This window comes from Salibacterium qingdaonense (assembly GCF_900114715.1).
Taxonomy (GTDB): Bacteria; Bacillota; Bacilli; order Bacillales; family Marinococcaceae; genus Salibacterium; species Salibacterium qingdaonense.
The window spans coordinates 1-21,152 of sequence record NZ_FOTY01000010.1 but is presented as its reverse complement, the minus strand read 5'-3'; the positions used below and the strand labels follow the sequence as shown (position 1 = coordinate 21,152).

Here is a 21,152-nt window from a genome sequence, read left to right as displayed (position 1 = left end):
AGGGCACCCACATGAGTGAAAAAGAAGAAAAATCTGGACTCCGTACCGGAACGGAGTCCGATTACGAGAGATTTAAGAGGGACGTAAAAACAAAGACTGGCATTGATTTGTCGCTCTATAAAGAAGCGCAGATGAAACGGCGTCTGACCTCGTTTTATGAGAAACGCGGATATCAAAACTTCCATGACTTTTTTAATAGAGGTATCAGTAAAGATGAATCTGTTCTTGAAAAGTTTCTGGAGCGCATGACGATAAACGTATCTGAATTTTACCGTAATTCAAAACGTTGGGACGTGTTGACCGAAGTTATTCTGCCTCGTCTTCTGAAACAGTCTTCCCGTCTGAAAATATGGTCGGCTGCCTGTTCAACAGGAGAAGAGCCGTATACGATGTCGATAATCCTGAAAGAAAACAACTCGGTAAAGGATTACAGTATTACAGCTACCGATATTGATGATGTTATATTAAAACGGGCGGAAGCTGGACTGTACACGGAAAGGGCGCTGAAAGAACTTTCCACCCCGGTGATTAACCGGTATTTTACAAAGGAGGAGACAGGCTCGCGCATCACAGACGATGTTAAACGTAACGTAACGTTTCGAAAACATAATCTGCTTGCTGATACATATGAAACCGGCTTTGATATTATTATATGCCGGAATGTTCTGATATATTTCACCGATGAAGCGAAACGGGAGATTTACAGGAAATTTAATAGAGCGCTGAAATCAGGCGGTATCCTTTTTGTCGGAAGTACAGAACAGATTTTCAACCCGGAACAGTTCGGATTTGAAACAGAAGATACATTTTTTTATAAAAAAACAAAAGATATATAAAAGCATGAAACGTATGTGTATTTCCCGACACAAGCGTCTGTAAATATGTTATCATTTAATGCATAAAAGCACGAAAGAGAGAATACGGAAAAAGGAGTGGAATACGAACATGAGATACTTAACAGCTGGAGAATCGCATGGTCCCCAGTTAACTACGATTGTGGAAGGCGTGCCGGCGGGTATGGAGCTTGTGGAAGAAGATATCAACAAAGAGCTCCGGCGCCGCCAGGGTGGTTACGGACGCGGCCGGCGCATGCAGATTGAAAAAGATAAGGTACAGTTTATGAGCGGCGTCCGTCACGGCCGTACGACTGGAGCCCCCATTACGATGGTAGTGGAAAATAAAGACTACCAGTCCTGGACCGGAATTATGGGAACGGCTCCTTTATCTGAAGAGGAAGAGCAGAACGTAAAACGCCGGATCAGCCGTCCAAGACCCGGGCATGCTGACTTAAACGGCGCTGTTAAATATGGACACCGTGACCTCCGTAATGTGCTCGAACGTTCCTCGGCCCGGGAGACGACATCCCGGGTGTGTGCAGGAGCTCTTGCCAAAAAAGTTCTGCACACGCTGGGTATGGATGTTGGAGGACAGGTTCTTGAAATCGGGGGAATCGAGGCGGAAAAAGTAGAATACGAAAACATGCTGGATCTCAAGGAACGGTCGGAAGCCTCCCCGGTGCGCTGTCTTGACGAGGATGCCGCGGAAAAAATGAAACAAGCGATTGATGACGCGAAAGCAAACGGTGATTCCATTGGTGGAGTCGTGCAGACTGTAATCAGTGGAGTGCCGGTAGGGATGGGGAGTCACGTTCAATATGACAGGAAGCTCGATTCCAAAATAGCGGGCGCTGTCGTCAGCATTAACGCGTTTAAAGGCGTCGAGGTCGGCATCGGTTTTGATGCAGCAGGGATGCCGGGAAGCAGGGTGCATGACGAGATAGCCTGGGATGCTGCAACCGGTTATTACCGAAAAACAAATAACCTGGGTGGATTTGAAGGTGGAATGACCAATGGGATGCCCGTAATCATCCAGGGAGTCATGAAACCTATTCCGACACTGTATAAACCTCTTCAGAGCGTTGATATTGAGACGAAGGAGCCTTTCAACGCAAGCATCGAACGGTCGGACAGCTGTGCTGTACCGGCAGCTTCGGTTGTGATGGAAAATGTGATTTCATTTGAAGTGGCTGCTGCGGTACTGGATATGTTCGGTTCTGACAGAGTGGACGCTGTGAAGCAGGCGGTAGAACAGCACAAAGAATGGGCGAGGGATTTTTAGTGGAGCAGTTGATTATTGATACGTCAAGCAGGGAGTACCCGGTATATATAGGAGAAGGTCTGCTGCACCGGAGTGCAGAGCTTTTGGCCTCTGTACTGGAAGGAAAGAGCCGGGCGCTGATTATCAGTGATTCCAACACAGCACCACTTTATGCAGAAACGGTGCGTGATTCACTGGAACCGCTGCTTTCGGTTCATATTCACACGCTGCAGGCAGGAGAACACTCTAAATCGCTGGAAGGGTACGATCAGGTGATGACAGCCTGTATCAATGCCCGTCTCGACCGGCATTCTGTCATTTTGGCACTTGGCGGCGGAATGGTTGGTGATCTTGCAGGGTTTGCTGCTGCTACATATATGAGAGGAATATCCTTTGTACAGATGCCCACAACCCTGCTTGCCCAGGACAGCAGTGTAGGAGGAAAGACAGGCATTAATCACCCTCTAGGAAAAAATCTCATTGGGGCGTTTCATCAGCCGGAAGCCGTGCTGTATGACACAGACACCCTTGCTTCTCTTCCCGACAAGGAATGGCGTTCCGGATTTGCCGAGATGATTAAGCATGCCGTTATTAAAGACCCGGATCTTCTGGTCCGCCTCAGAACGGAAGTTCAAAACACGGAGGATATGAAAAAAGACTCCCTGAAACAGTTTCTGAAACAATCCATGACTGTGAAAGCTGATATAGTCAAAGAAGATGAACGCGAAGCAGGGGTGCGCGCATTTCTTAATTTCGGCCACACGCTCGGCCACGCACTGGAAAAAGCATCGGGTTATAAAGACTTAACCCACGGGGAAGCTGTTGCAGCAGGAATGATTTTTGCGATGAAAGTAAGCAATTATCTTCAGTATTCAGAGTGGGATACTGCCGCGGAAACCGCGTGGTTTAAAGCACTCGGGTATCCGGTGGAAGCACCGGCTGCTTTTGAACCGGCTGCACTCGTTGAAACGATGAAAAGTGATAAAAAAGCACGAGCCGGCGAATTGACGTTTGTACTGGCTGCCTCCCCTGGGAAACCATTTCTTGCAAATGTGGAGGAACGCGACATCCTTCATCTGTTGTCAGAAATGAAAAAGGGGGAATGCCGGGATGATTAGAGGAGTACGCGGAGCGACGACGGTGAAGAAGAATACCGAGGAGCAGATTGTAAGCAGCACGAAACGACTTTTGGAAAAAATGATCAAGGAAAATCATATGTTCCCTGAAAGTGTGTCCCACATATGGTTTACGGTAACAGAGGACCTTGATGCAGCATTTCCGGCAAAAGCGACTAGATTAATTGATGGGTGGCAGTTTGTACCGGTGATGTGTGCACAGGAAATACCGGTTCCGGAAAGTCTGCCGCTTTGTATACGGGTGATGATGACGGCAGAGACCGAAGCCATGCAGCAAGAAGTCAATCACGTTTACTTAAATGACGCAGTCACCCTGCGTCCGGATTTAGAGTTGACAAAACGAAAAGAAAACCGGTAAGATAAAGATAGATTAGAATAGCCAGTACATGAGAAGAGTAGAGCAGAGAGTGATGAGAATAGCAGAGAAGAGCGCAGCAGAGCATGGATTGGATACGTGTGCCTGAAACAGCGCTGTTTCAGGCTTTTTATATGAATACACCCTTCCCCGCCTATATGCAGCGGCGGCGGTTTCCGTGTGAACCGTCTTATGCGCTTTACTTCTGCCCGCTCTCTTCTTCCAAGTACGTAAAGAGGTGAGCACATGTCCGAAACATCTTTTTCAACTTTTTGTAAACAAGCAGAAACTTACAGTATGATCCCCTATGTCAGTACATTTTTCACCGATACCCTGACCCCGATAGAAGTGTTTCAGAAGTTTCAGGAAGAAGCGGTTTTTCTGCTGGAAAGCAAAGATGAAGCTTCCCTGTGGTCCAGGTATTCTTTTATTGGACTGCATCCTCAATTTACCATTACGGACCGCGGTGGAAACTATGCGTTCGTTAATGAAAAAGGAGCGCTCCTGAAGGAAAACACGTCGCTCTCGGTTCTTTTTGATGAAGCAATCCAGTATCTTGCTCCTGCCCCGGCGGAAGTTGATATTCCTTTTCTGGGTGGTGCCGTTGGTGTCATTCCGTATGACAGTATCGAAGATTTTGAACCCGATCTTCAAAAGGAAGAAGACGCTCCCGGAGAAGATCATGTAACCCTGCAGTTTTGTGAAACGATTATAGCCATGGATCATGAAAACAGGGAATTGACATTTATCCATTACAACAAAGATACGGATATCACTCTATCTGAAAGATACGACCATGCGGCTGCCGGAGTGAAACGGCTTTTGGATGTTTTGACAGCTGGCGCCCGGACGACCGGACATCTCCAGGCACCCCTTGGGAAAAGCGCGGAAGCTGATTTTTCAAAGGTATACACGTGTTACCCGAAAGAAAAATTCGAACAGGATGTCGAACGCATCAAGGAGTATATAAATGCAGGGGACATTTTCCAGGCTGTTTTGTCCCAGCGCTTTGAGCGGAGGGTATCCGTTGAAGCCTTCGACATCTACCGGGCGCTTCGAATGATCAATCCTTCCCCTTATCTGTTTTATTTGAAGCTGGGGGAAAAAGAAGTGGTCGGCAGTTCACCGGAAAGGCTTATACAGGTGCAGGACCGCCGTATTGAAATCCACCCTATTGCCGGAACAAGAAAGAGAGGGCGCTCAGTGGAAGAGGATGAAGAGCTGACCCGTGAGCTTCTTCAAGACGAGAAGGAGCGCGCCGAACATTACATGCTTGTTGATCTCGCCAGAAATGACGCGGGAAGGGTGGCAGAGTACGGATCGGTAAAAACACCGGTACTAATGGAAGTCGGTAAGTTTTCCCATGTTATGCATATCATTTCCAAAGTTACCGGGGAGCTCAAAAAGGAAATAACCCCTGTTGAAGCGCTTCAGGCATCTTTTCCCGCAGGAACCGTTTCGGGAGCTCCGAAATTCCGTGCAATGGAAATACTTAAAAGTCTTGAGCCGCACCGACGCGGCATTTACTCCGGTGCGGTCTGTTATCTTGGATATGACGGCAATATTGATTCCTGTATTTCCATCCGCACAATGGTTGTTGAAAACGGCAAAGCAAAGATACAGGCCGGTGCAGGCATTGTAGCGGATTCTGTACCTGAAAAAGAATATGAGGAAACACAGAACAAAGCAGCAGCTCTGTTGAGGGCAGTTGAAGCAGCAGAAGCGGTGTTTTCGGAAAAGGGGGACACTAATCATGTTTAAAGAGATATTAGAAACATGTATGGAAGGCGGCAGCCTTTCAGAGAAACAGGCAGAAGAAACAATGGACGAAATTATGGAAGGGCGGGCTACAGAAAGTCAGATCGCAAGCCTCGTTACGGTTCTTCGTTACCGCGGGGAAACGGTAGAAGAGATGACCGGCTTTGCGGCTTCGATGCGGAGCCATGTCATACCGATGAAGCATGATGAAGAATACGTTATAGATACGTGCGGCACCGGAGGCGATATGAGCTCCACCTATAATATATCGACAGCATCCGCTATCGGTTTGTCTTCGCTGGGTGTTCCTGTAGCTAAGCACGGAAATCGGTCGGTTTCCTCAAAAAGCGGCAGCGCCGACGTCCTGGAAGCACTCGGTATTCCTGTGCAGACCACCCCGGAAACAGCGGCAGAGTCGCTGCGCCGGTACCATCTGGCATTTTTGTTTGCTCCTTTATACCATACATCGATGAAGCATGCTGTGACCCCGAGAAAAGAAATCGGATTCCGGACTATTTTCAACCTCCTGGGCCCTCTCACAAACCCGGCCGGGGCGCGCGCGCAGGTGATAGGAGTGTTCAACAAAGACTACGGCAGAAAAATGGCACAAGTATTAAACAGACTCGGAGCGGAACGGGCGCTTTTTGTGACAGGTGGTGACGGCATGGATGAAATTACGACAGCCGGGATAACGTATGTAGCGGAACTGCGAAACGGTGAAGTGAATGAGTATACCGTGAGTCCTGAAGATTTTGGACTCCGCACGTCACCGGTTAAAGACGCACAGGTACAGGATGTACAAGAAAGTGCAGCACTCATCCAATCTATATTCAATGGCGGGAAACAGGGGGCAGCCAGAGACATTCTACTCATGAATATGGCTGCGGGTCTTTATACATCAGAGCGCTGCCGTACGTTTAAAGAAGGGGCTGCCCTTGCTGCAGAAGTGATCGATAACGGTACAGTAATGCAGCACTTGAACAATCTGCAGCAGAGCGAGGTGGATGCAAATCATGCTTGATCGAATTCTTGAGACTAAAAGAGAAGAATTGAAGACACTGACAATGCCTGAGGAGGCACCGGTTACAAGGTATTCCCTGACAAAGGCATTGAGAGCAGAAGCAGATGAGGTGCAGGTCATTGCCGAGGTGAAAAAAGCATCTCCGTCAAAAGGTTTGATCCGTTCTCCGTTTGATCCCGCAGATATTGCCCGCCAGTATGAAAAGGGCGGTGCGGCAGCTCTTTCGGTGTTAACCGATGAAACGTATTTCCAGGGAAGCCGGGATTACTTAACAGAAGTGAAACATAAAACCGGATTGCCTGTCCTGCGCAAAGATTTTATGATAGAAGAAACCCAGATAGAAGAAAGCAGGCGGATGGGGGCGGATGCCGTTCTGCTCATCGCAGCTGCCCTTGAACCAAAAAAGCTCCATGACTTATATCTTTCAGCGGTGGAAAAAGGAATGGAAGTACTGGTCGAATGCCATTCCCTGGCCGAACTCGATGCAGTGCTTGGATTGTTTTGTCCCATGCTTATCGGTATCAATAACAGAGATCTGACAACGTTTGAAACGACTCTTCAAGTTACGAACGAACTAAGCCGCCATATACCACCTGAGACTCTGCTGGTAAGCGAAAGCGGGATTCATACACCCGAAGATATGGCCTTTGTTCAGCAGGCAGGAGCCAAGGCTGTGCTCGTGGGTGAATCTTTGATGCGCCGGGACGACGTGGAGTCAGCCCTGAGAGCGTTGAAAGGAGAATCCTGATATGACGGTGCCGAAACTGAAATTATGCGGCCTGCACTCTCTGGATGATGTGGTGACCGTGGCGGAGTCGAGTGCTGATTATGCGGGGTTTGTAATGGCTGAGAGCCGCCGGCGCGTTTCTCCGGAAACCGTAAAAATCTGGCTCGATACATGTCCGCTTCCGGGGAAGAAAATTGCTGTACTGTTTGTTAACGCTCCCCTGGAGGAAATAAAACGAGCGGTGGAAATAGTGAACCCGGACATTATACAGCTGCACGGAGATGAAACAGTCCGTGATCTTGAAAATATAAAGAAGACAACCGGCAGAGAAATCTGGAAAGCAGTACCTCATGATACAAAGACGCTGGAAAAAATGAAGCAGTACGAAGCAGCGGATGGATTTATTGTAGATGCCAAAGTAAAGGGAGCCAGGGGTGGTACCGGACAGCAGTTTGACTGGTCCCACGTTCCCGGCTATGTTTCATTTGGTAAAGAACACGGCATCCCTGTTTTGATTGCCGGGGGCGTCAATCCCGGTAACGCAGGGGAGCTTGTCTCGTTTCATCCGTGGGGTGTCGATGTCTCAAGCGGCATTGAAAAAGAAGGAAAAAAAGATAAATCCCTTGTAATGGAAATGGAAAAGAGGTTGAACAGCAATGAAAACCATGTATCCCGATGAAAAAGGAAGATATGGAAATTTCGGCGGAAAATTTGTGCCGGAGACGTTGATGTATGCTTTGGAGGAATTGGAAGAAGCGTTGGATGAGGCGGTGCAGGATCAGGCGTTTGTTGATGAATACCACCAGACCCTCCGTGAATATGCGGGGAGACCGACAGCGCTGACATACGCTGAACGTATTACACATTATCTCGGCGGCGCTTCGGTCTATCTGAAACGCGAAGATCTTCTGCACACCGGGGCGCATAAATTGAACAATGCCATCGGACAGGCTCTGCTTGCCAGGAGAATGGGAAAGAAAAAAATTGTTGCCGAAACAGGTGCCGGACAGCACGGCGTCGCAACGGCTACGGTATGCGCTGCTATGGGTCTTGAGTGTAAAGTGTTTATGGGAGAGGAAGACACCCGCAGACAAGAGCTGAACGTTTTTCGGATGGAGCTGCTTGGAGCTGAAGTCGTACCGGTGCACTCCGGCAGTAAAACATTAAAAGATGCCACTAATGACGCGATACGGTACTGGGTGGCAAATGTGGAAGATACATTTTATCTCATCGGTTCCGTTGTCGGCCCTCACCCTTATCCGAGAATGGTCCGGGATTTTCAGAGAGTGATAGGGGATGAAACAAGAGAACAGACGGTGCAGAAAACAGGCTCCCTTCCGGACGCTGTCTTTGCCTGTGTAGGCGGGGGCAGTAATGCTATCGGAATGTTCCACCCTTTTCTGAATGACGATGTGAAGCTTTATGGTGCTGAAGCTGCTGGAGAAGGTATGCACACCGATAACCATGCAGCCACGATCAATAAAGGAACAAAAGGTGTTATTCATGGTTCGCTCACTTACTTGATTCAGGATGAAAACGGTCAGATTATTGAACCGTATTCCATTTCGGCAGGTCTTGATTACCCTGGTATAGGCCCCGAGCATGCTCATCTCGCGGAATCAGGACGTGTGACTTATGAAGGAGTGACGGATAAAGAGGCACTTGATGCATTAACCCTTTTAACAAAAAAAGAAGGTATTCTTCCCGCCGTAGAATCAGCGCATGCTCTGCACCTTGCTTTTCAGGAGGCAGAAAAAATGTCAAAGGAGCAGACCATTGTAATCTGTCTTTCCGGCAGAGGCGATAAAGACGTCCATTCCATTAAGAAATTCATGGAAAAGGAGGAACAATGATGGAAGGAACCATGGTGCAAAAAGCAGCTGAACAGGCAGAATACCCGCTTTTCATTCCTTTTATCATGGCGGGCGACCCTGATCCGGAAACGACCATTGATCTAGCTCTGAAGCTTGAGGAAGCGGGCGCACATATCCTTGAACTCGGCATCCCGTATTCCGATCCGCTCGCTGACGGACCACTTCTGCAGCGGTCCGCCTCCCGCGCATTGCAAAACGAAATGAGTCTGCGGCGCGCCGTTGAGCTGATTCCGTTTATGCGGCAGAGAGGTTTGACCATCCCTGTGATTGCTTTTACTTATTACAATCCTGTACTGCAGATGGGGGAGAAGTACTTTTTTGACCAATTAAAAGAAAATGGCGGCGATGGTGTTTTAATACCTGATCTTCCTTATGAAGAAAGTAGAGATATCCATAACATGGCTGCGGCACGCGGACTGGTAAACATAACGCTTGTTGCTCCGACATCCGGAGGCCGTATTGAAAAACTCGCCGGAGAAGCAGAAGGGTTTTTGTACTGCGTTTCGAGTCTGGGTGTGACAGGGACGAGAGATAGCTTTCCTCCGGAGGCTTATTCCTTTATTGAAAAAGTGAAAAAGAACAGCAGTGTTCCGGTCGCAGCTGGATTTGGAATATCCACCCCGGCTCAGGTTAAAAGCCTGGATGGTGTTTGTGACGGTGTTATTGTAGGAAGCGCGATTATGAAAAAAGTGGAGGAAAACTTGGAACGTTTCAAGAATCCGGAAGAAAAATCAAACGCACTTGATGCGGTAAAATCGTTTGTGTCCTCTCTCATTTCGTCGTAAGATAGAGAAAGAAGATTTTTGTGAAACGATGAAAGGTGCAGATGACAATGAAGGTAAAAACACAAATTATCGGTATGGAGCCTTACAAACCCGGCAAGCCGATGGAAGAAGTAAAACAGGAACTCGGGCTGTCTGAAGTGCATAAACTGGCATCCAATGAAAATCCATACGGCCCTTCTCCGGCAGCGGCTGAAGCTGCTGCTGAAGCTGCCGGTCATCCGGAAATTTATCCGGACGGCTACGCGGCAGAACTCCGCTCGCAAACAGCTGCGCACCTGAATATAGATCCGTCGCAGCTTGTTTTTGGAGCGGGATCCGATGAGGTTATTCTGATGTTGTGCCGTGCACTTTTAACACCGGAGACAAATACAGTAATGGCATCACCCACATTTTCACAGTACAAACATAATGCTGTTGTGGAAGGGGCTGAAATAAGAGAAGTTCCTCTTAAAAACGGGTATCATGATCTTCCGGCGATGCTCGATCAAGTCGATGAAAACACCCGCATCATCTGGGTGTGCAACCCTAATAACCCTACAGGTACGTATACAACAAAAGAGGAATTTGAATCTTTCTTAGAGCAGGTTCCGTCTGATGTCCTCGTCGTTTCCGACGAAGCCTATATCGAATACGTCACAGCGCCGGACTACCCGGACACTCTTTCTTTATTGAATGATTACCCGAACCTTATGGTGCTCCGCACGTTTTCCAAAGCCTACGGGCTGGCTTCGCTCCGGGTCGGGTACGGTGCAGGTTCAACGGAACTCGTGCAGGCACTTGATCCAATCCGGCCTCCTTTTAATACGACAACGATTGCCCAGAAAGCAGCTGCAGCCGCTTTAAAAGATCAGGAATATGTAGAAAGCTGCCGGAGAGAAAACAGGGAAGCACTGGATGAATTTGAACGTTTCTGCGAATCACACGGCCTATCCTATCTTCCGTCCCAGACAAACTTTCTGCTGATAAATACGGGCATTCCAGGAAACAGGATGTTTGATTCACTGCTGAGAAAAGGGTTTATCGTCCGTTCCGGTGAATCCCTTGGTTTCCCTGATTCCATAAGGGTGACAGCAGGAACGAAAGAACAGAATCAATTATTCCTGAAGGCGCTCGACGAAAGCCTGAGCGAAAACAGCACGTTGTCTGAACAGTAATGTTAAACGGCCGCTCTGCCTGTGCGCAGAGCGTCTGTTTTGTGTCTAGTGATTCAGACACCCAGGTACGAAGGAGGGAGAGACAGTGCCAAGGAACATTTGTGTAGTGGGGATGGGGCTGATAGGCGGTTCGATTGCCCTGTCCATTAAAAACGAACATGATGTACATATTACCGGAGTCGATATAGACGAGAATCAGTTGAGACTCGCGCGCTCGTTGGGTGTCATTGATGATGATACGACTGATATTTCCACTGCGGCAGGGAAGGCAGAACTGATTATACTTGCTGTACCTGTAACAAAAACGGAAGTAATGATAGAACAGCTTCTCGATATGCCTCTGCGTAAGGGGACCATTATTACAGATGTCGGAAGCACAAAAAAAAGAATTGTGGAAAAAGCCGGCATGCTGCATGAAAAAGGGGTTGAGTTTGTCGGAGGCCACCCTATGGCAGGATCACATAAAAGCGGCGTCCAGGCTGCTAAAGCACATTTATTTGAAAATGCTTTTTATGTACTGACTCCTGTCCAGGGTACACTTGCTTCTACTATTATGCAGCTGCAGGATTGGCTGAAAGGAACCCGTGCTCAATTTCTGGAGCTGACAGCAGATCAGCATGACGAGCTGGCCGGGCTGATCAGTCATTTCCCGCATATTATTGCAGCAGGTCTTGTGCAGCAGGTGAAAAACACCCATAAAGACGACTCCCTGGTAACGAGAATGGCAGCAGGAGGGTTTCGTGATATTACACGGATTGCTTCGGCCAGTCCGGTCATGTGGCGGGATATTCTTCTCCATAATAAACAGGTGATGCTTGATCTTATGAAGCAGTGGAAGGCCCAGATGGAATCTGTAGAGGCTATGCTTAAAGAAGAAGACAGTGAAGGTATTCTTGAATACTTCGGATCTGCCAAATCGTTTCGGGACGGGCTTCCCGCCAAGGAACGGGGAGTACTTCCTTCCCACTATGATCTATTTGTGGATGTACCGGACCATCCCGGCGTCATATCTGACATTACCGGCATGCTTGCTGAAAGCGGGATCAGTATCATTAATATTAGAATCATTGAAACAAGAGAGGACATTATGGGGGTGCTGCAGCTGACTTTCCGCTCCGACCAGGAAAGGCTTGAGGGGAAAACACGGCTTGAACAAGCATTCTATGAAACATATATTATGAACTAGAGAACCTGCAGAGAAGGAAGCGTATAACTGGCGTTTCCTTCCAGATCTTTTTGAAGTACGCTTGACAAAAAGGTGAGAAAAGTTATAATAAAGGCAAGCGTATGGTTTCTCTCCACTCCTATCCATACTCAAAATGGAATAACTTTTTGTTAACCCGGTATGTAAGCGTTTACTTACCGGGTCTTTTGTATGGAGGCTGTTTCTCCTTTCTGGATATTCCCTTCTTTACTGAAGTTGTCCTGCATATAATGCTTCACATAAAAGGAGGGGGAAGCGGAATGAACTACTGGCTTATGTCGGCAGAGGAACCAGGCCGCAAAAAGGAGCGCAATGTGAAGGTTCAAAACCAGTCATTTACCGGACTCTACCGGAACCGACGTGAAAGAATGATGAGAATGGAGGCCGGAGAGTTTCTTATTACTCCGGCAGCAACGGCTCTGGGAGGAAGTGTGTACTCCTTTTTCGGAAAGGAGGCAGACAAAAAGTGGACAAACATTATCTGTAGAGGAATCACGACAGTTCTTCTCTTGATGCCGGTCCAATCGCGTCGTGAATTAGAAGATAACAGGATAAATATTCAACGTAAGCTGGCACCACCGGTTGATTATATGCTCGTCCCATCCATTCCTTCGAACAGACTCACTTCTTCATTTATTCAGGGGGTGATTGTAAACAAATACCCGCTCATTGAAATCACATTTTCCTCGTATGAAGCCTGCAAAAGTGTACCCTGGGACTGGATCCGTCAGGCGGTTGGGCCATCGACCATAAGTTTCATATTTCGTTTTCCGCCTTCTGAAACGTTGAAAGAGATCCGCTTAAAAACAGAATGGGAAAACAGTTTGGCTGCTGCATTTCCGGTCCTTTCCCTGAAAACAGGGCCGGTGCTGAATAAAAAAGAGCTTCAGTTTTGCGGCCTGTACCCGAAAAAGGGTTCTGTCGTTCGAGGTGATGCTGATTATCTGTTATACTATAAATCAGAACAGGCGGGAAGAACCCGGAAACAGACATTGATTTCGGACAGAAATCCGGATATTGTCGTCATGAGAGGGCGCGTCCTGAAAGCGGGAAGTGTCTTCACATCGACCGCTCCATCCGGAAACTGCTGCGCTGGAATTTTCCCGGGGCGGCTGCGTTCTATTGATTACGCGTAACGAGCAAAGGGGTAGTGGATTGAAGTATAGTCTCGAACAAATCATGGAGTTTATTCAACAGGGTGACACCGAAAAAGGACTGGAACTTCTTAGTGAATTTGAAAAAGAAGCTGATCATCAACAGAAGTACGATCTTGTGCAGCTTTATAATGAACTGGGAAGACCCGATAAAGCCGAACCGCTCATTCAGGAGCTTATTCAGAATTATCCTGATGAAGGAGAGCTGTTGACCACTGCGGCGGAGACAGCAATAGACATGGATAAGGAAGATGAAGCCATTGAATGGCTTCTGGAAGTTGACAGGAAAGATGAAGCTTTTCTTCAGGCTCAGATGCTTCTGGCGGATTTATATCAGCTGCAGGGGCTGAATGAGGTCGCAGAATCAAAACTGAAGGCAGCGCTTCAGGAAGCGCCTGAAGAACCTATATTACTTGCCGGCCTTGGAGATTATTATCTGGACCAGGGTGATTTTTCAAAAAGTATTCCATATCTTAAGCAGGCAGAGCGGCAGGGCTTTGAATTTCCGGAAGGGAGCCTGGATCTGCGGCTCGCTGAAGCCTACAGCTCAACGGGGGCTTTTGAAGATGCAATGTCTTATTATGAAAAAGGCATAAAAGAAAAGCAGGAGCCGCAGGCGCTGTTTGGCTACGGATACACAGCGCTTCAGATAAGTGATTATCAGACCGCGTCAAAACAGCTGGAAGAGCTGAAAGCGATGGATCCGGAATTTGTCACCCTGTATCCTTATTTGGTACGGGCTTACGAAGGACTGGAAAATTTCGATCAGGCGTTACAGACAGCAGAAGATGGTCTTTCTGTCGATGAGTTTAATGATCAATTGTTTCTTGAAGCAGGGAAACTGAATATGGCGCTGGATGATCAGGATGCCGCTGAAAAAAGACTGCGGGAAGCTCTGTCCCTTAACCCCGCTAACAGAGATGCCGCATTTGCAGTGCTTGAATTATGGCTTACACAGGAAGACTATGAGTCCATGATTGACCTGATTTCCTACTTGAAAGAAATTAAAGAAGATGATCCAAAGCTGGAATGGTACCTCGGTAAAGCCCAGTGGGAAACAGAAGACTTCGACAAAGCGGTGGAAACCTATCAGGGAATTCAGCAGGAATACACGGAGAATGAATCATTTCTGGAAGATTACGGGCGTCTGCTTCTGGAACTTGGATACAGAACGGAAGCATTGCGTTATTTCCGCAGTGTGCTGTCACTGGATCCAGCCAACACAGAAATTCAGGAATTGGTGACAGATCTTGAGGACAGCGGAATGTAAACCGTCCCCGGACCTCCCTGTCATTTTCCATCTTCTTTGGAACAGGGAGGCGGTCTCTCATGTTTTGGAACAGAAAGGGGAATCGTGATGAGATGGTCGACCGAAGACATTCCTTCGTTTGTCAAAGAAAGGCAGTACGTTGATACCGTGCTGCTTCCACTTCTTCCGGTCGAATTCGGTGACGGGATTCGTCAAAGTGCAGCAATGACCGAATTCATTACCGTTATGACAGCGGAGCTGGAAAAACAGTTCAGGGGCCGCATTCTGCTTGCCCCGTCTTATACATACCTGGCAGCAGATGAAGAGAGCAGGCCTTCGTCAGAAGAACTGAATAAATGGATAGAATCCATGAAAAAGGAAAAGCTAAAGCATATTATTCTGCTTACAGCTGATTCGTCCTGGAAGAAAGCTGAACATGATCTGGATGCCTTTTTGATCTGGATGCCGCTTGTTCCACTTGAAAATCTGGAGGCTTCCTATAAGAAGCAGGTAATATCGGAGCAGATCAAACAGCTTCTTCCTGTTATCATGGACATATGGAAGAAAGAAGGGAACAGCTGAAATTCCTGCATAATTGGTGCTACAAAAGATTGACAGGCCGTTGTCCGCTGGGCTATCATGAGTATGTCCTAGTTTTGTAACGTGTGTGTAAACAATGTCCGGGAGGACGGATATACAACAGGGGGGGATACTGGTGAGTGATGAACAGAATCACAATGTTTCAAGAAGGCAGTTTTTAACCTATACTCTTACCGGTGTGGGCGGCTTTATGGCTGCAGGCATCATACTGCCGATGGCGCGGTTTGCCATTGATCCTGTTCTACAGGCTGAGTCTGAAGGGGACATGAAAGCGGTAACCGATGTATCGGAGCTGACAGATACTCCGCAGCGGTTTGATTTTTCCTACGAGCAGGAAGATGCCTGGAACACATCGGAAGTGACAGAGACTGCATTTATTTACCAAAGCGGAGAGGAAATTGTGGCACTTTCCAATACCTGTACGCATTTGGGGTGTAAAGTAAGCTGGGGGTCAAGTTCCGACCATCCCAATCAATTCTACTGCCCCTGCCACGGAGGACGTTATGAGAAAGATGGTACCAACATCGAAGGGACTCCACCGACAGAACCTCTTCACAAATACCAAGTGGAAGTACGTGAAGGAACTGTCTATGTCGGTAAGGCAGAACCACAAGTTTAGGAGGGGCATTATTTATGTTGCAGCGAGTATATGATTGGGTGGATGAACGCCTGGATATTACTCCGATGTGGCGGGATATTGCTGACCATGAAGTGCCTGAACACGTTAATCCGGCACACCATTTCTCAGCCTTTGTCTACTGCTTCGGCGGTTTGACATTTTTTATCACTGTCATTCAGATTTTATCCGGCATGTTTTTAACCATGTATTATGTTCCTGATATTGTCAACGCTCACGAATCTGTGAAGTACCTTCAAGGGGACGTGGCATTCGGCACGATTGTAAGGGGAATGCACCACTGGGGGGCGAGCCTTGTTATCGTCATGATATTCCTACATACTCTGCGTGTATTTTTTACAGGAGCGTATAAAAAACCGAGAGAACTGAACTGGGTAGTTGGTGTTCTCATATTTTTTGTTATGCTTGGACTTGGTTTTACGGGATATCTGCTTCCGTGGGATATGAAAGCCTACTTCGCAACCGTTGTAGGACTGCAGATTGCAGAGAGTGTTCCTTTAGTGGGAACATTGACAAAGACACTGCTTGCCGGAGATCCGGAAATCATCGGGGCACAGACCTTGACCCGGTTTTTCGCGATTCATGTGTTTTTCCTTCCGGGGGCACTGCTGGGTCTGATGGCGGCACACTTTATTATGATCCGGAAACAGGGAATATCCGGACCGTTGTAAAAGCCCGCAGCAGAACTTATATGTTTGAGAATCTAAGGAGGGAAACCGATGCATCGTGGAAAGGGCATGAAATTTGTCGGGGATTCACGTATACCGGCCGGGCGTAAGCCGAATATTCCAAAAGACTATTCGGAATTTCCCGGAAAGACAGAGGCATTCTGGCCGAACTTTCTGCTGAAAGAATGGCTGGTTGGAGCAGTATTTCTGATCGGTTATCTTTGTCTTACGGTAGCACACCCTTCCCCGCTTGAAAGGGTTGCCGACCCGACTGATTCCGGTTATATCCCGCTGCCGGACTGGTACTTTCTGTTTTTATATCAGTTGTTAAAGTATGAATACGCAGCCGGTGACTTTACCGTAATTGGAGCGGTCGTTATTCCGGGGCTTGCATTCGGCGCTCTTCTGCTTGCTCCGTGGCTGGATACAGGACCGGAACGGAAAGCTTCGAGAAGACCGATAGCTTCAGGATTAATGATTCTCGGTACGCTGGCCACTGTTTTCCTTACATGGGAATCAGTGGAACACCATGACTGGGAAGCAGCGGCTGATCAGGGGGAAATGCTTGATCAGGAAGAACAGCAGGCGATGTCGCAGGTGGATACGGAAGCTGCAGGGTATCAGATATACTCCGACCAGGGCTGTATCAGCTGTCACGGAGATCAGCTGCAAGGGTCTGGATCAGCCGGTCCGTCCCTTTATAACACGCAGTATGATGCGGCAACAGTGCAGGACATCGCTGTAAATGGTATCGGTGAAATGCCGGCCGGCCAGTTTGACGGAAGTGATGAAGACCTTCAGACGCTTGCTGAATACATTTCTTCCGGTGGAAATCCCGGCAGCGGCGGCAGTGGATCCGGGGAATCTTCTCAGGAAGGATCCGGTGATGAATCATCCGGAGAAGAGTCTTCAGGAGAAGGATCACAAGGTGAAAACAGCGGAGGCGAATAATACATTCGTTGTTTAAGGCTGCCCCGTATACCGGGGCAGCCTTTTTTACGAGAGATAAAAAATGGTGGTGTTTAAAAATGGGCATGATACCACGAATTCTAGGTATGCCGCAGGTACTTGCGGTTTTATTAACCGTAAATCTGCTTGGAACCATCTACGGATACTGGTGGTACAAACCGCAGCTCGTAGAGACTCCTCCGGTTTTCCTGATTTTTGTTCCGGATAGTCCGACCGCCAGCCTTTTTTTCTGCGGTGTTCTTGCTTTTTTTCTTTTCAAAAAGAACAACGGACTTCTTGAAGCACTGGCCGCTGTCACCCTGCTGAAATACGGCACGTGGGCGGTAGTTATGAACATTGCAGCGGGAGCAGCAGGCGGAGATCTGATCTGGTCGCATTACATGTTGATCGTTTCCCACGGGGCCATGGCGGTGCAGGCTCTCTTGTTTATCCCTTATTACCGGATAAAGATCTGGCATTTGGCAGCCGCGGCAGTCTGGACGGTACATAATGATATCATTGATTATGTGTACGGCATGAACCCGTGGGTCTCTTCTGTGTTATCCGATGATATTATGCATATAGGGTATTTCACTTTCTGGCTGAGTGTCATCTCTGTGAGCGTTGTATATGTGTTCAGCGTAAAGCGCCGGCATTATTTAAAACTATAAAAACCGGCTGAATACTCACAAGAACACGTTTTGTGATACAAAAAGTCAAAAAATCCCCCTCCGGTCTACTCTTGTCCATTTCGTCATACAATGGACCATGAGAAGGAGGGGGTTTTTATGACGTCCAACATACCAGGGAAGCGGGCGGCCTGGATTGTCAGCGCCGCAGCTGTTATCCTCATGTTTTTTCATACACACCACCTGCAGGCACAAACAGATGCCGCGCTACCGCTTGAGAAGGTGGATGATAAAGCAGCCGCCATGCATGATTTGGCTGTAAACGGCGAGTTTGAAGAGGCAAAAGCTGTCCATTCGTGGATTGCCGGGCGTCTGCCTGAAGTTTCATTTGATGATTATGACATGGACACCACGCAGCTTACAGCACTGCTTCGGGCGTTCGACCGAGCCGGTACGGCACTTGTGGATGCGGATATGGATGAGGCAGAGCGTGTCCGGATTATTTTGGCATTTCGTCTTTCGGTGGATGCAGCAGTGACGACATCCAATCCGATATGGAAAGAATATGCCCGCACTCTTTCAGAACGACTGGAACCGTTAAAAGAAAACCTGAAGCAGGGAAATACAAACGATGCCGAGCAAAGGTTCCATGAGTGGCAGACCGGATTTGAAATCATCCGTTCTGCCATGTATACATCGGAGAAGGAAGAAGATTACATGCCGCTTGTGTCCTATATCCGCTATCTGGACAGCTTGAACTGGGAAGACAATGAGCAGATACCACGGATAGAAACGCTTCAGCGGTTTATGACGGATGTAATTGAAAATCATACGAGGGATGGAGCGGATCCTTCCCTGTGGGCGGTCATCTTCTCGATAGGGAGCATCCTGTTTGTTTCGTTGACGTATACCGGATGGAAAAAATATAAAGGGGAAAAACAGCATGACCGTATGCGGGATAAATAAGGCGTCACAGAACCGTCAAAGCTGCGGAATTGGTTTTATTGACTTTCTTTGACGTTTTAAATAAAATAAGGATAGTAACTAATTGTGGAGGGATTGCAATGAGTATTATATCAATGCTCGTATACCTTGTTATCATCATGGCGATTCCGCTCATGGCTCAGGCTAAAGTGAAAAGAGCGTTTAAAAAATATTCAAAAATATCCAACTCCTCCGGCATGACCGGAGCGGAAGTAGCCCGGAAGATCCTGCACGAAAATGGTATTTTCGACGTCGGGGTGGAACCCGTGAAAGGGCAGCTCTCCGACCATTATGATCCGAGAAAGAAGACGGTCCGGTTGTCTGAAGATAATTATTACGGGACGAGCGTGGCCGGGCAGGCTGTCGCTTCCCACGAAGTCGGACATGCCATCCAGGATGCAGAGGACTACGCTTTCCTGAAATTTCGGAGCGCTCTTGCGCCGGCAGCCAGCACCGGCTCTAACTTGTCGTTCATTTTCATTATTGCCGGTGTTCTGCTGACGATTTCCAATTTAGTGCTTGTTGGTATCGTGTTCATGTCGGCGGCTGTGTTGTTCCAGCTCATCACCCTGCCGGTGGAATTTAACGCAAGCAGCAGGGCGATGGATCAAATTGTGTCGACCGGTATTATCCGGAGTAATGAGGAAAAAGAGACGAAAAAAGTACTGAATGCCGCGGCATTGACTTACGTTGCTGCAGCGCTGGTAGCAGTCTTGGAACTCGGCCGTTTTATCGCCATGTATTTCTTCATGGATGAGTAACCAGGATAAAAATATTGCTTAAGAGTCTGGGACAAAAGTAAAATAGATGAAGGACAACACGAATGTCTTGCGGCGTTGTTCAACAGTCGAATGGTAGCGGAGCCAAAATGCTTCGACTCCTGCGGGAACAGCACGAGTCTCAAGACCCCGCAGGAAGCGATTTTCTTCCGAGGAGGCTTGAGCCGTGCCCGCGGCAAAGAAGACACGATAAGCGCCAGCGAATCGATGTCGCCCTTGTGCTCTGGAGTAAAAGCGAAGCATTTTGGCGCAGCGGTTTGTCTCAGCAACGAAAAATGCCGAACGATTTTTTAAAATCGTTCGGCATTTTTCTATCTTATAGAGGTTTTGTCCCAGACTCTTTTTGCGCGCTGCGAATCTATGAGTCAATCGGTTCTTTGTTTTGATCGAGCGTGAACCCTTCTCCCGCAACATCCTGTACTTCGTTAATTGTCACAAACGCTGCCGGGTCGGCCTGTTCAACCAAATTTTTCAACCGGACCAGTTCGTTTCGGGCTACCACACAGTACAGGACCTCCTTTTCAGTGCCGGTGAAAGAGCCTCTGCCCTGGAACAAAGTGGCGCCGCGGTTCATTTCTTTTAAAATCAAATCCGCGATAACTTGTGGATGCTCGGAAATGATAAAAGCCGCTTTAGCGGCATAGGCCCCCTGTTGAATGAAGTCAATGACTTTGGCGGCAGTGAAGACGGCAACGAGCGTGTACATCGCCTCTCTGTAGTCCAGATAAATCAAAGAAGAAGTAATGACCGCCGCATCAAACATAAAAAGGGTCCGGCCCATGCTCCAGCCGAGGTATTTTACGCCGAGTTTGGCGATAATATCCGACCCGCCGGTTGTTCCGCCAAAGCGGAAGACCAAACCAAGACCACTGCCGATGAATACGCCTGAAAACAAGGCGGCGAGCGTCATGTCTTCCTGCAGACTGAAATCAAGAAGAGGGTACAGCTGAAACAGCCATAAGAAGAACGAAAGACCGACGGTTCCAATGATGGTGTATATAAACACGGTTCTTCCAAGGATCCTCCAACCAATCAGAAAAAAAGGGAGATTCAATACAATGTTGGACACGGCTGGATCGATATTCATCAAAGAATAAAGAATCAGTGTGATACCGGTGAATCCCCCATCTGCCAGATTATTCTGCATATTAAAATATACGAGTCCGAAAGCCATTACAGCGGAGCCGAGAACGATAAAAACGATGTTTTTGATATGCTGTGTCATGGAATTACTCCTTTTTCTGCCGGACATTTGAACCCAGTATATTATAATGAATAGAACAGCACGGCACAAGGTGCGTATGTGTAAAATAGTTCTCGGTAACGACGAAGACTGATGATTGGCAAAAAAAGAGAAGGTCCTCTATCATCGATGTATGCCTAGGAAGCAAAT

General features: G+C 47.8%; 22 protein-coding genes. 21 read left to right on the top strand and 1 reads right to left on the bottom strand.

From position 1 onward, the window contains the following. Window positions 1-11: 11 nt before the first annotated feature. The 21 genes from BM058_RS09460 to BM058_RS09360 all read left to right on the top strand — a co-directional run bounded on the left by BM058_RS09460 (window position 12) and on the right by BM058_RS09360 (window position 19,741). On the top strand, window positions 12-836 hold the full coding sequence (locus tag BM058_RS09460) for a CheR family methyltransferase (RefSeq protein WP_090926794.1): 825 nt from the start codon (window positions 12-14) through the stop codon (window positions 834-836). A gap of 109 nt (window positions 837-945) precedes the next feature. Continuing rightward, on the top strand, window positions 946-2,118 hold the full coding sequence (gene aroC, locus BM058_RS09455; RefSeq protein ID WP_090926793.1) for a chorismate synthase: 1,173 nt from the start codon (window positions 946-948) through the stop codon (window positions 2,116-2,118). After that, a complete protein-coding gene (gene aroB, locus BM058_RS09450; RefSeq protein ID WP_245736919.1) occupies window positions 2,100-3,215 on the top strand; it encodes a 3-dehydroquinate synthase in 1,116 nt (371 codons plus the stop codon). Before aroC ends, aroB begins: the two co-directional genes overlap by 19 nt. Then, a complete protein-coding gene (aroH, locus tag BM058_RS09445; RefSeq protein WP_090926792.1) occupies window positions 3,208-3,591 on the top strand; it encodes a chorismate mutase in 384 nt (127 codons plus the stop codon). The genes aroB and aroH overlap by 8 nt, the downstream gene beginning before the upstream one ends. Window positions 3,592-3,834: 243 nt before the next feature. Further along, window positions 3,835-5,349: an anthranilate synthase component I gene (gene trpE, locus BM058_RS09440; protein ID WP_090926791.1), complete on the top strand. Its 1,515-nt coding sequence runs from the start codon at window positions 3,835-3,837 to the stop codon at window positions 5,347-5,349. Then, window positions 5,342-6,367: an anthranilate phosphoribosyltransferase gene (trpD, locus tag BM058_RS09435; protein ID WP_090926790.1), complete on the top strand. Its 1,026-nt coding sequence runs from the start codon at window positions 5,342-5,344 to the stop codon at window positions 6,365-6,367. The genes trpE and trpD overlap by 8 nt, the downstream gene beginning before the upstream one ends. Continuing rightward, a complete protein-coding gene (gene trpC, locus BM058_RS09430) occupies window positions 6,360-7,115 on the top strand; it encodes an indole-3-glycerol phosphate synthase TrpC (RefSeq protein ID WP_090926789.1) in 756 nt (251 codons plus the stop codon). Before trpD ends, trpC begins: the two co-directional genes overlap by 8 nt. 1 nt (window position 7,116) lies before the next feature. Next, complete coding sequence (locus tag BM058_RS09425; RefSeq protein WP_090926788.1) at window positions 7,117-7,773, top strand: phosphoribosylanthranilate isomerase; 657 nt, start codon at window positions 7,117-7,119, stop codon at window positions 7,771-7,773. Continuing rightward, on the top strand, window positions 7,751-8,947 hold the full coding sequence (gene trpB / locus BM058_RS09420) for a tryptophan synthase subunit beta (RefSeq protein WP_090926787.1): 1,197 nt from the start codon (window positions 7,751-7,753) through the stop codon (window positions 8,945-8,947). The genes BM058_RS09425 and trpB overlap by 23 nt, the downstream gene beginning before the upstream one ends. Next, window positions 8,944-9,753, top strand: a complete 810-nt coding sequence (gene trpA, locus BM058_RS09415) for a tryptophan synthase subunit alpha (RefSeq protein ID WP_245736918.1) — start codon at window positions 8,944-8,946, stop codon at window positions 9,751-9,753. Before trpB ends, trpA begins: the two co-directional genes overlap by 4 nt. Before the next feature lie 47 nt (window positions 9,754-9,800). Further along, a complete protein-coding gene (gene hisC / locus BM058_RS09410; protein ID WP_090926786.1) occupies window positions 9,801-10,907 on the top strand; it encodes a histidinol-phosphate transaminase in 1,107 nt (368 codons plus the stop codon). Window positions 10,908-10,992: 85 nt separating this feature from the next. Next, window positions 10,993-12,093 carry a prephenate dehydrogenase gene (locus BM058_RS09405; RefSeq protein WP_090926785.1) on the top strand — a complete coding sequence of 367 codons (1,101 nt, stop codon included), beginning with the start codon at window positions 10,993-10,995 and terminating at the stop codon, window positions 12,091-12,093. Between the two features lie 278 nt (window positions 12,094-12,371). Further along, window positions 12,372-13,247: a hypothetical protein gene (locus tag BM058_RS09400; protein ID WP_090926784.1), complete on the top strand. Its 876-nt coding sequence runs from the start codon at window positions 12,372-12,374 to the stop codon at window positions 13,245-13,247. 19 nt (window positions 13,248-13,266) lie between these two features. After that, complete coding sequence (locus BM058_RS09395) at window positions 13,267-14,535, top strand: tetratricopeptide repeat protein (protein ID WP_143083007.1); 1,269 nt, start codon at window positions 13,267-13,269, stop codon at window positions 14,533-14,535. A gap of 87 nt (window positions 14,536-14,622) precedes the next feature. After that, window positions 14,623-15,096, top strand: a complete 474-nt coding sequence (locus tag BM058_RS09390; protein WP_090926782.1) for a YpiF family protein — start codon at window positions 14,623-14,625, stop codon at window positions 15,094-15,096. Between the two features lie 94 nt (window positions 15,097-15,190). Continuing rightward, a complete protein-coding gene (locus BM058_RS09385) occupies window positions 15,191-15,733 on the top strand; it encodes a QcrA and Rieske domain-containing protein (protein ID WP_090926781.1) in 543 nt (180 codons plus the stop codon). A gap of 14 nt (window positions 15,734-15,747) precedes the next feature. After that, window positions 15,748-16,422, top strand: coding sequence for a menaquinol-cytochrome c reductase cytochrome b subunit (qcrB, locus tag BM058_RS09380; RefSeq protein ID WP_090926780.1), 675 nt, complete (start codon window positions 15,748-15,750; stop codon window positions 16,420-16,422). A 48-nt stretch (window positions 16,423-16,470) separates the two neighbouring features. Next, window positions 16,471-17,370, top strand: coding sequence for a menaquinol-cytochrome c reductase cytochrome b/c subunit (locus tag BM058_RS09375; protein ID WP_090926779.1), 900 nt, complete (start codon window positions 16,471-16,473; stop codon window positions 17,368-17,370). A gap of 77 nt (window positions 17,371-17,447) precedes the next feature. Continuing rightward, on the top strand, window positions 17,448-18,038 hold the full coding sequence (lhaT, locus tag BM058_RS09370) for a lipoprotein heptaprenylglyceryl N-acetyltransferase LhaT (protein WP_090926778.1): 591 nt from the start codon (window positions 17,448-17,450) through the stop codon (window positions 18,036-18,038). A gap of 117 nt (window positions 18,039-18,155) precedes the next feature. Further along, complete coding sequence (locus BM058_RS09365) at window positions 18,156-18,962, top strand: sporulation protein YpjB (protein ID WP_177195500.1); 807 nt, start codon at window positions 18,156-18,158, stop codon at window positions 18,960-18,962. Between the two features lie 98 nt (window positions 18,963-19,060). Next, a complete protein-coding gene (locus BM058_RS09360; protein ID WP_177195499.1) occupies window positions 19,061-19,741 on the top strand; it encodes a zinc metallopeptidase in 681 nt (226 codons plus the stop codon). 376 nt (window positions 19,742-20,117) lie between these two features. Here the strand turns inward: BM058_RS09360 and BM058_RS09355 are convergent, their stop codons facing one another. After that, window positions 20,118-20,984: a YitT family protein gene (locus BM058_RS09355; protein WP_090926776.1), complete on the bottom strand. Its 867-nt coding sequence runs from the start codon at window positions 20,982-20,984 to the stop codon at window positions 20,118-20,120. Window positions 20,985-21,152: the final 168 nt, after the last annotated feature.